This window comes from Pseudomonas sp. HMWF006 (assembly GCF_003061205.1).
In the GTDB taxonomy this organism is placed as follows: domain Bacteria; phylum Pseudomonadota; class Gammaproteobacteria; order Pseudomonadales; family Pseudomonadaceae; genus Aquipseudomonas; species Aquipseudomonas monsensis.
The window spans coordinates 1-1,561 of sequence record NZ_QAIU01000008.1; the positions used below are offsets into that span (position 1 = coordinate 1).

2 protein-coding genes and 1 pseudogene are annotated in these 1,561 nt (G+C 61.1%); 1 reads left to right on the forward strand and 2 read right to left on the reverse strand.

The genetic code is table 11. From position 1 onward, the window contains the following. Together DBR24_RS00185 and DBR24_RS00190 are read right to left on the reverse strand one after the other, a co-directional pair. Nucleotides 1-343: exodeoxyribonuclease VII large subunit (locus DBR24_RS00185; RefSeq protein ID WP_158277008.1), on the reverse strand; the 343-nt coding region annotated here is incomplete at its 3' end. An 87-nt stretch (nt 344-430) separates the two neighbouring features. Beyond that, nucleotides 431-1,375 carry a LysR family transcriptional regulator gene (locus DBR24_RS00190; protein WP_128613532.1) on the reverse strand — a complete coding sequence of 315 codons (945 nt, stop codon included), beginning with the start codon at nt 1,373-1,375 and terminating at the stop codon, nt 431-433. A 100-nt stretch (nt 1,376-1,475) separates the two neighbouring features. Here DBR24_RS00190 and DBR24_RS34700 point away from each other — a divergent pair. After that, nucleotides 1,476-1,561: pseudogene (locus DBR24_RS34700) on the forward strand (sulfite exporter TauE/SafE family protein); the annotation flags it as partial.

Below are 1,561 nucleotides of genomic sequence, written 5' to 3' on the forward strand. Positions count from 1 at the left end.
CGCCATCACCGGCCGGTTCGACGGTGTCGAGAATCAGTTGATAGTCGCCGCGGCCTTCGAACAGCGAAACCTTGCCGCGTACCTTCACGGCCAGGCCGTCCTTCAGCGCCTGGCGCACCCGCGCCGCGTTCTGCCGGAACAGCGCGCAACGCACCTGCGCGCCGCTGTCCTTGAGGGTGAAATACACATGGCCGGACGCCGGGCGGGCGAGGTTGGAGATTTCGCCTTCGACCCAGATGTTGCTGAACACGTCTTCGAGCAACACCCGCGCGCGGCCGTTGAGCTGGCTGACGGTCAGGACTTCGCGGTCAAGGCCGAGCCTTGAAAAGGGATCTTTAATCATGGGGCGCAGTTTAAAGGCATTTGCTGATCAATCTCCATGAATCACCACAAATCCAATTGTGGGAGCGAGCCTGCTCGCGCAAGCGTCTTATCCTTCGACATCTTCAGTGGCTGACAGTCCGCATTCGCGAGCAGGCTCGCTCCCACATGGGGGATTGCTGAAAGCCTGGATGAAGTGGTGGATCAGCGGGGTGGGATTTTGGCGATAGGCGAGGGCGACGGTGCTTTGGCAATCGGCATCAGTCAACGGGAGAAATCGTACGCCGGGCGGCGCGATCTCCTGCATGGACTCAGGCAGCAGGGCGATGCCGAATCCGGCCTGGATCAATTGCAGCTGAGTGGTCTTGCGCGACATCACCCGCGCCGCTTTGGGGAAAAAGCCCTGGCGCATGCACAGGTCGGCACACAGATAGCTGAGCCCGCCGCGCTGGGGATGAGGGATCGAGATGAACGCCTCGTCTCGCAGTTGCACCAGTTCGACAGAGGCCGAATCGGCCAGGCGATGATCGTTCGGCACCGCCAGCAGCAGGCGTTCGGTGAATACCGGCGCCACCTGAATCCCTTCACGCTGACGCAATACCGGCAGGCGCAGCAGGCCAACGTCGAGACGTCCTTCAGCCAGCTCTTCAAGCTGCGCCTCGGAGGACAGCTTGCCGAGGTCCAGCGATACGCCGGGCTGCTGATCGAGATAAGTGCTGATCCGACGTAATAAATGTCCGCTGATCGACACGGTGCTCGAGTGACTCAGGCGCAACGTGCCCCGCTGGCCGGTGCCGACTTCGGTTGTCATCGCGCAGGCTTTGCTCAGTTCATTGAGCAGGTTTCTGGCTCGCGGCAACAATGCCTCACCTGCCGCCGTGAGCCGTGGCTGGCGCGCGGTGCGCTCGAACAGCGGCGTTTGCAGGCGGGTTTCCATGTCCTTGATCTGCCGGCTCAGCGCCGATTGCGCGATAAACAGACGTTCAGCGGCCGCACTGAAACTGCCGCATTCGGCAATTTCCACGAAGTAGCGCAGTTGACGGGTCGAGAGCACGAGGTATGCCTTTTCGAGATGAGTAAGCGGCTTTGAACATATTAGTCGCAACGCCTGGCGCTGGCTAAAGTCATCTCAGGCTTATGGGGGATGTGCAGTGATGAGTGTGCTGGGGTTGTTGAGTGAGTGGACGTGGGGCGCGGGCGGCTGGGCGATGATCGGGTTGGGGATCACGCTGGCCTATAT